Annotated in this window: 8 protein-coding genes; 6 read left to right on the top strand and 2 right to left on the bottom strand. The window is 72.0% G+C overall.

From position 1 onward, the window contains the following. Nucleotides 1-140: 140 nt before the first annotated feature. From GL263_RS16430 to GL263_RS16410, 5 genes are all read left to right on the top strand, one after another. Nucleotides 141-332: a Trm112 family protein gene (locus GL263_RS16430; RefSeq protein WP_182856473.1), complete on the top strand. Its 192-nt coding sequence runs from the start codon at nucleotides 141-143 to the stop codon at nucleotides 330-332. Between the two features lie 17 nt (nucleotides 333-349). Beyond that, a complete protein-coding gene (locus GL263_RS16425) occupies nucleotides 350-1,486 on the top strand; it encodes an SIS domain-containing protein (protein WP_182856472.1) in 1,137 nt (378 codons plus the stop codon). A gap of 92 nt (nucleotides 1,487-1,578) precedes the next feature. Next, entirely contained in the window at nucleotides 1,579-2,784 is a 1,206-nt protein-coding gene (manA, locus tag GL263_RS16420) for a mannose-6-phosphate isomerase, class I (protein WP_182856471.1), read from the top strand. 360 nt (nucleotides 2,785-3,144) lie between these two features. Continuing rightward, complete coding sequence (gene ahcY / locus GL263_RS16415) at nucleotides 3,145-4,602, top strand: adenosylhomocysteinase (RefSeq protein ID WP_182856470.1); 1,458 nt, start codon at nucleotides 3,145-3,147, stop codon at nucleotides 4,600-4,602. Nucleotides 4,603-4,728: 126 nt separating this feature from the next. Further along, complete coding sequence (locus GL263_RS16410; protein ID WP_182856469.1) at nucleotides 4,729-5,373, top strand: hypothetical protein; 645 nt, start codon at nucleotides 4,729-4,731, stop codon at nucleotides 5,371-5,373. Nucleotides 5,374-5,435: 62 nt separating this feature from the next. Here the strand turns inward: GL263_RS16410 and GL263_RS16405 are convergent, their stop codons facing one another. Then, nucleotides 5,436-6,413: an RDD family protein gene (locus GL263_RS16405; RefSeq protein WP_323379431.1), complete on the bottom strand. Its 978-nt coding sequence runs from the start codon at nucleotides 6,411-6,413 to the stop codon at nucleotides 5,436-5,438. 143 nt (nucleotides 6,414-6,556) lie between these two features. On the opposite strand from GL263_RS16405, the gene GL263_RS16400 reads away from it, so the two are divergent. Continuing rightward, on the top strand, nucleotides 6,557-7,564 hold the full coding sequence (locus tag GL263_RS16400; RefSeq protein WP_182856468.1) for a stage II sporulation protein M: 1,008 nt from the start codon (nucleotides 6,557-6,559) through the stop codon (nucleotides 7,562-7,564). Nucleotides 7,565-7,792: 228 nt separating this feature from the next. On the opposite strand, the gene GL263_RS28425 is transcribed toward GL263_RS16400, so the two are convergent. Next, the coding region (locus tag GL263_RS28425) for a hypothetical protein (protein WP_228456551.1) at nucleotides 7,793-8,032 on the bottom strand (240 nt) is incomplete at its 5' end.

Raw genomic sequence — 8,032 nt, 5'->3', positions numbered from 1 at the left:
ACTGCCCCACCGACCGCCCCCAGCCACGGCCGGCACGACGGCCGCCGCGACAGGCGCCCCGACCGGCCCCGACAGGAGGCAACCGGCAGCTCACCGGCGGTAGGCTGACCACAGCCGTCAAGCCCACCCGGAGGAAACACATGCCGCTCGAAGCCGGTCTTCTGGAGATCCTCGCCTGCCCGGCCTGCCACGCGGCCCTCCGCGAGGAGCCCGCGGCCGACGGGCAGGACGCCGAACTGCGCTGCACCGCCGACTCCGGCTGCGGGCTCGCCTACCCGGTACGGGACGGCATCCCCGTCCTCCTTGTCGACGAGGCCCGCCGACCCGCCTAGCCAGGAGGAGCAGCGGCATGCTGGACGACTCCCTCCTCGACCACGCCGAGGCACTCGCCGCCGCCGACCGCGGCGGACTGCTGCGAGGCGCGGCCGAGGCCGGCGCCCTCACCCGCACCGCCGTCCGCCACGCCACCGAGGCCGGCCTGACGGAGCTGCGACCCGACGGACGCCCCCGCGCACTGCTCGTGGCGGGCCCCGGCCCGGTCGCCGGCTGCGCCGCCGACCTCCTCGGCGCGTTCGGCAACGGCTCGGTGCCCGTCAGCCTCATCCGGCCCACCGGCCGGTCCGCCGAACCGTCCGACCTGCGCTGGACGCTGCCCGGCTGGGCGGGCCCGCTCGACCTGCTGTTCCTCCTCACCGGGGACGGCGCCGAGCCCGGCCTGCCCGCGCTCGCCGACCAGGCCTACCGACGCGGCTGCACCGTCGTCGCCGTCAGCCCCGCAGGCTCCGACGTCGCTGAGGCAGCCTCCCCGCCGCGCGGACTGAACGTGCCCGTGGCCGCCCTGCCCTTCGAACCGGGCATCTCCGACGAGCGGCCGATCGCCGCCCCCGGCGAGCTGTGGACGCTGCTCACCCCCCTTCTCGTCCTCGCCGACCGACTCGGCCTCGGACACGCGCCGCCCGACGCGCTGGAGGCCCTGGCCGACCGGCTCGACCAGGTCGCCGAGCGCTGCGGCCCCGCCATCCCGACGTACAACAACCCGGCCAAGACGCTCGCCGTCGAACTCGCCGACTCGCTGCCCCTGCTGTGGAGCGAGACACCGATCGCCGACGCCGCGGCACGGCACTTCGCCACCATGCTCGGCGCGCTTCCGGGACGCCCGGCCCTGCACGGCCCGCTGCCCGAGGCGCTCACCGTCCACCAGGCCGTACTCACCGGCGCGTTCGCCGGTGCCACCGGCGAGGACGACATCTTCCGCGACCGCGTCGAGGAACCGCAGGCGCTGCGCGCCCGGATCGTGCTGCTGCGCGAGCAGCCGCCCGCCGGCGACACCTCGGCGCCGGCCGCCCGCTCCCTCGCCCACCGGCACGAGGCGGCGGTCAGCGAACTCGAGGCCCCGGACGGAAGCCGCCCGCTGGAGGCGGCGGCCGAACTCATCGCCACCGCCGATTTCACCGCGGTTTACCTCGCCCTCACCCCCAGTCCCTGACACTGCCGCACGCTTGCCGGGTTGTCCGGAACAGCGGAGGTGCCGCCACCGCGCCCGTCGAACGCAGACGACCACGCCCCTGGAGGTACGCAGTGGACCGCCTCGTCAACACCGTCCGCCCCTACTCCTGGGGATCCGTCACCGCGATCCCGGAACTGCTCGGCCAGGCGCCCACCGGTGAACCGCAGGCCGAGATGTGGATGGGCGCCCACCCGGGGGCGCCGTCCCGGATCGACCGCGGCCAGGGGCCCACCCCGCTCAACGAGGTCATCGCCGCCGATCCCGAGGGCGAGCTGGGCGCGGAGTGCGTCGCCGCCTTCGGACGCGAGCTGCCCTTCCTCTTCAAGGTCCTCGCCGCCGGGACGCCGCTCTCCCTCCAGGTCCACCCGGACCTCCGGCAGGCCCGCGAGGGATACGCGGACGAGGAGCGGCGCGGCATCCCCCGCAACGCCCCGGACCGCAACTACAAGGACGACAACCACAAGCCGGAGCTGATCTGCGCGCTCGGCCCCTTCGAGGGGTTGTGCGGCTTCCGGCCCGCCGACGAGTCGGCCGAACTGATCGCCGCGCTCGACGTCGACGAGCTCAAGCCCTACGCCGACCTCCTGCACGCGCACCCCGAGGACGCCGCGCTGCGCGAGATGCTCACCGCGGTCCTGGGCGCCGACCGCGCCGAACTCGCCGACGGCCTGGCCCGTGCGGTGGCCGCCGCGGAACGCCTCGGCGCGGGCGACGGCCCGCACGCCGCGACCTACGCCGCCTGCGCGGCCGCCGCGCACCACTTCCCCGGCGACCCCGGCTTCCTCGCCGCCCTGCTGCTGAACCACGTACGCCTCAACCCCGGCGAGGCCATGTACCTCGGCGCGGGCGTCCCCCACGCCTATCTCAGCGGTCTGGGCGTGGAGCTGATGGCCACCTCCGACAACGTCCTGCGCTGCGGCTTCACACCCAAGCACGTGGACGTCCCCGAGCTGCTGCGCGTCGTGCGCTTCGAACCGGGCGACCCCGCCGTGCTGCGCCCCGAGCCGGACGAACCCGACGTCGAGGAGGTCTACAGCACACCCGTCTCGGAGTTCCGCCTCTCCCGCTACGCGCTGGCGCCCGGCTCGACGCCCGCCCGGCCCTCCGGCGGCCGTCCGCAGATCCTGCTGTGCACCGCGGGCTCCCTCCTGCTGAGCGAGTCCCGCGGCGGCGGGGAACTGACCCTCGAACGCGGCCAGTCGGTGTACCTCAACGCGAGCGACCAGGTGGAGATCTCCGGCGAGGGCACTGTGTTCCGCGCCACGGTCAGCCTCTGAACACCCCGCGCCCACCGTCGCCGCCGAGCCCCGACGCCGACCTGCCGGAAGCCGCCGATCATGGCCGAAAACCATGCCCCCGCCGCGATCATCTGGCTCGCCCGACCGCTCGACGGAACGCCCCGACGGTGTAGATTCGAACCGCACGGACGTCGCTGCTGATGGCGGTCGGTCATCCCCGCACTTCGGGGCGGCCGAGGGAGAGAGGGCCTCCGACGGACTGCGCTGCGGCCAGAGGACACATGTGTCCGTATGGTGTCGGGCAGGTATGCGCTGTCGTACCCGGCCCGCGCATCTGTCCGCTGCCGCAGACCAGCCAGCCTTCACACACCTCGACCCGAACCGAGGAGCAGCTCGCACATGACGACCTCCGCCAGCAACCGGGACTTCAAGGTCGCCGACCTCTCCCTGGCCGACTTCGGCCGCAAGGAGATCAGCCTCGCCGAGCACGAGATGCCCGGCCTCATGGCGATCCGCGAGGAGTACGCCGCCTCCCAGCCGCTCGCCGGCGCCCGCGTCACCGGCTCCCTGCACATGACCGTCCAGACGGCAGTGCTCATCGAGACCCTCGTCGCGCTCGGCGCGCAGGTCCGCTGGGCCTCGTGCAACATCTTCTCCACCCAGGACCACGCGGCGGCCGCGATCGCCGTGGGCCCCGACGGCACCCCCGACGACCCGAAGGGCGTGCCGGTCTTCGCCTGGAAGGGCGAGACCCTGGAGGAGTACTGGTGGTGCACCGAGCAGGCCCTCACCTGGCCTGACAGCCCCACCGGCGGCCCGAACATGATCCTCGACGACGGTGGTGACGCCACCCTCCTCGTCCACAAGGGCGTCGAGTACGAGAAGGCGGGCGAGGCCCCCTCCGTCGACACCGCCGAGAACGAGGAGCACCGCTACATCCTCGAACTCCTCAACCGCACCCTCGCCGAGAACCCGCAGAAGTGGACCCAGCTCGCCTCGGAGATCCGCGGCGTGACCGAGGAGACCACCACCGGCGTCCACCGCCTGTACGAGATGCAGCAGTCCGGTTCGCTGCTCTTCCCGGCGATCAACGTGAACGACGCCGTCACCAAGTCGAAGTTCGACAACAAGTACGGCTGCCGCCACTCCCTCGTCGACGGCATCAACCGCGCCACCGACGTCCTCATCGGCGGCAAGACGGCCGTCGTCTGCGGCTACGGCGACGTCGGCAAGGGCTCGGCGGAATCCCTTCGTGCCCAGGGCGCCCGGGTGATCATCACCGAGATCGACCCGATCTGCGCCCTCCAGGCCGCCATGGACGGCTACCAGGTCACCACCCTGGACGAGGTCGTCGAGACCGCCGACATCTTCATCACCACAACCGGCAACAAGGACATCATCATGGCCTCCGACATGGCCAAGATGAAGCACCAGGCCATCGTCGGCAACATCGGCCACTTCGACAACGAGATCGACATGGCCGGCCTCGCCGCCATCCCCGGCATCGTCAAGGACGAGGTCAAGCCACAGGTCCACACCTGGACCTTCCCCGACGGCAAGAAGATCATCGTCCTCTCCGAGGGCCGCCTGCTGAACCTCGGCAACGCGACCGGCCACCCGTCCTTCGTGATGTCCAACTCCTTCGCGAACCAGACGATCGCCCAGATCGAGCTGTTCACGAAGCAGCAGGACTACCCGATCGGCGTCTACGTCCTGCCGAAGAAGCTGGACGAGAAGGTCGCCCGACTCCACCTGGACGCCCTCGGCGTGAAGCTCACGCAGCTGCGTCCGGAGCAGGCCGAGTACATCGGTGTCAAGGTCGAGGGCCCGTACAAGCCGGACCACTACCGCTACTGAGTCACCCACCGCCGGCGCACCACACCGGCGGCCCGGCGGCCCGGCGCCTGACGGCGAAGGACCGCCGGCCCAGCGGCCCCCGCCCCGCCCACGCGGGCGGGGGCCCGCCCGTACCGAGGAACCACCATGCCCCGCGGCCGCTACTCGCACTTCGATCCGCACGATCACACCTTCCTGGGAGAAGAACACTTCCAGTGCGCCGTCGGCCCCTCCGGCTGGCGCTACCACTCGCGGCTGACCGGCCCCGACGGCGCCCCCGCGGGCTCGGTGGACCTCACCCTCGACCACCTCGGCCGCCCACTGCGCCTCGAACTCCACGCCGGCGACTGGCAGGTACGCGGCGCCGCGCTGAACGGCGTCACCTGGGTACGCACCGACCCCGCCGGCCTCCATGCCCGGGAGAACACGGCGCCCGCCCAGGCGTTCACCGGGGCCTCGCCGGCGTTCCTCGTCGCCACGGCCCGGATGCTGCGCCCGGCCCCGGGAGCCCCGGCGACCCGCGTCAGGCTCCTCGCGCTGACGCCCCCCGTGCTCGCGGCCCGGACGCTCGACCAGTCCTGGGCTCTGCTGGAGACTGAAGCACACGCCACTGACAACGGCCGGCTCGTCGTGGAGAAATACCAGGTCAACGACCTTCAGACAGGGGAACAGCAGCTCGTGCACCTCGCCGGCGACGTGGTGCTCGCCGCCCCCGGAATCGAGCTGGAAGACCTCGACACCCCACCCTCCGCCTTCCCCGAGAAGACCAGCCCCGAGACCGACCAGCTCTGAGACGCTCAGCTTCTTCGAAAGCGCAGTCACGTAGCGCGCTCAGCCACACGCCACCCGGTCGGTCAGCTCGGCGGGACAAAGCCGGTGCCGCCTCCGGAGGCAGAGACGTCACGCGGAATCTCCTCACGTTCGGTGCCGCCGCCGAACGAAGCCGCGTAGCCGGAGCGTCCGCCGCCACGACGGTCGACTTCCACCTCCGCCGCCCGGACCGCCTCCCGTCCGACAGAGCCGGAGCCTGACGCGGACGCTTCCGGCGCCCCCGCGACGACCGGCGCACGGAACGCGCGCGCGCTCTCCCGCCGCTGACGCTCGGCGAGCACACCGGCGAGGTAGGCACCCGGCGGCAGGTCGGGCGGCGGCGCCACACCCAGCCGGCTGGACAGGTCGTCCGCGAGCCGCCGTTCCATCCCGGCCGCGACCTGCGGATCAAGCTCCCGCGCACGCATCAGGAACTGCCGAACCGCCAGCCAGAGCCCGTCCGGCACCCCGGACAGATCCAGCGAGGCGAACCGGCCCGCCATCCACGGCGGGGCGACCGTGGCCGGGCCGGCCGCCCGTGCCGTACCCGACCGCTCGCGCACGACAAGCGTCCCCGCGAAGACGTCCCCGACCCGGCGGCCGCGCGCCGACACGAGCGACGAGAAGAACGCCACCACACCGAGGGTCATCTGGATCTCGACAAAGCCCACCAGACCCCGGACCAACGCGTGTCGGAACCGCACCGGCCCGCCGTCCTCACGCACCACCCGCAGCCCGCACGCCAGCTTGCCGGGCGACCGTCCGCCGCTCAGCGTCTCCACCGTCACCGGCCCGCCCATCAGCACGAGCACAAGCAGGCCGACGCTGATCGCCGCCTGCGCCGCCTCGTCCAGCCCGCCCGCCGCCGTGAGCAGGACCATCAGAAGCAGCAGGTAGACCGACCACAGCAGGAACAGGTCCAGGATCACGGCCATCGCCCGGCTCACCAGCCGTGCCGGCTGGAGGCCGAGCACCACGGCCTCTCCCGTCACCACATCGCTCTCGGGTCGACCCCCGCCCACCGCGGTCACCTCGTTCCCACGCCGCAACTCCGGTACGACGAGCCCGGCCGGGCCACGTCACTGACAAGTGTGACCGGCCGGGTCGCGCCCCCGCCAAGCGTGCGGTCCCCGAAGCCTCTCCCGGTGTCTGCGAAGCTCTTCCCATGGACCTGGACGTCTTCATCGCCGCGCACGCGGCGGAGTGGGACCGCTTGGAACAGCTGCTCGGCCGTCGAAGGCGCCTCACGGGGCGCGAGGCCGACGAGCTCGTCAGCCTCTACCAGCGCACGGCCACCCACCTCTCACGCGTCCAGTCCTCGGCCCCCGACCCGGTCCTCGTGGCGCGGCTGACCTCCCTGGTCGCCAGGGCCCGCAGCGCGGTGACCGGCCCGCGGCGGGCGGGCTGGCAGGACGTGGGCGCCTTCTTCCTCGTCGGATTCCCCGCCGCGGTCTACCGGGCCCGGCACTGGTGGGTCCCCACCGCGCTTGCCTGCACCGTCCTCGCAGGGCTGATCGGCTGGTGGGTCGCCGCACATCCCGACGTGCAGTCCGCGATCGGCGCTCCGGCCGACATCCGGGAGATGACGCGACCGGGCGGAGAGTACGAGGCCTACTACTCGAGCAGCCCGGCGGCCTCCTTCGCCGCCCAGGTGTGGACGAACAACGCCCAGGTCGCCGCGGTCAGCCTCGTGTTCGGGGTGTTCCTCGGCATCCCCGTCCTGTGGGTGCTCCTCCTCAACATGGCGAACCTCGGGGTCGCGCTGGGACTCATGGCGTCCGCCGGCCGGCTGGACATCTTCCTCGGACTGGTACTGCCCCACGGCCTGCTGGAACTCACCGCCGTGTTTGTCGCGGCGGGCACCGGCCTCCGCCTCGGCTGGACCGTCGTCGACCCCGGGCCGCGAACCCGCCGCGTCGCACTTGCCGAGGAGGGGCGGACGGCGATCGGCATGGCACTCGGGCTCGCGGTGGTGCTGCTCGTCGCCGGGGTGATCGAAGGCTTTGTCACCCCGTCCGGCCTGCCCACCTGGGGGCGGGTGGGAATCGGCGTGCTGGCGGAGACGTTGTTCCTGGCCTACGTCCTGGTGCTCGGCCGGCGAGCGACGCGGCAGGGTGCGACAGGGGACATCGCGGCCCGGGACCGCGCGGCGAGCGTGCCCACAGCCGGCTGAACCCGGGGCCGCACCCGGCGGATGTGCAGTCGGCCGCCAGGAGCTGCTACTGTCCTCTCTCGACCGCGGAAACCTGTTGACACGGGCCACCGCGGGAGGTAGATTTGAACAGTTGCCTGGAGGTCGGAGACCCCGGGTCAGCAGTGAAGAATCAAGAGCCCCGATCGGATCCAAGCGTCCGGCCGTGGGCAATCCCGCCTCTTTCACGAGCGAATGACGCTGGTTCGATCAGCGGAACAGCTTCTGATAAAGTCGGGAAGCGCCGAAAGGCAAACGGGAATCCAATGCCCGCAGAGTGAATTCAGCCCGGTGAAACGGGCCGGAAAAACTCTGGTAAGGTTGGAAACACCGAAGGGAAGCGCCCGGAGGAAGCCCGGAAGGGAATCCGAAGGAAGCGTCCGTTCCTTGAGAACTCAACAGTGTGCCAAAAGTCAACGCCAGATATGTTGATACCCCGTCCATCCCACG

This window comes from Streptomyces durbertensis, assembly GCF_014156695.1.
Lineage (GTDB): Bacteria > Actinomycetota > Actinomycetes > Streptomycetales > Streptomycetaceae > Streptomyces > Streptomyces durbertensis.
This window is presented reverse-complemented; position numbering and strand designations above follow the sequence as displayed.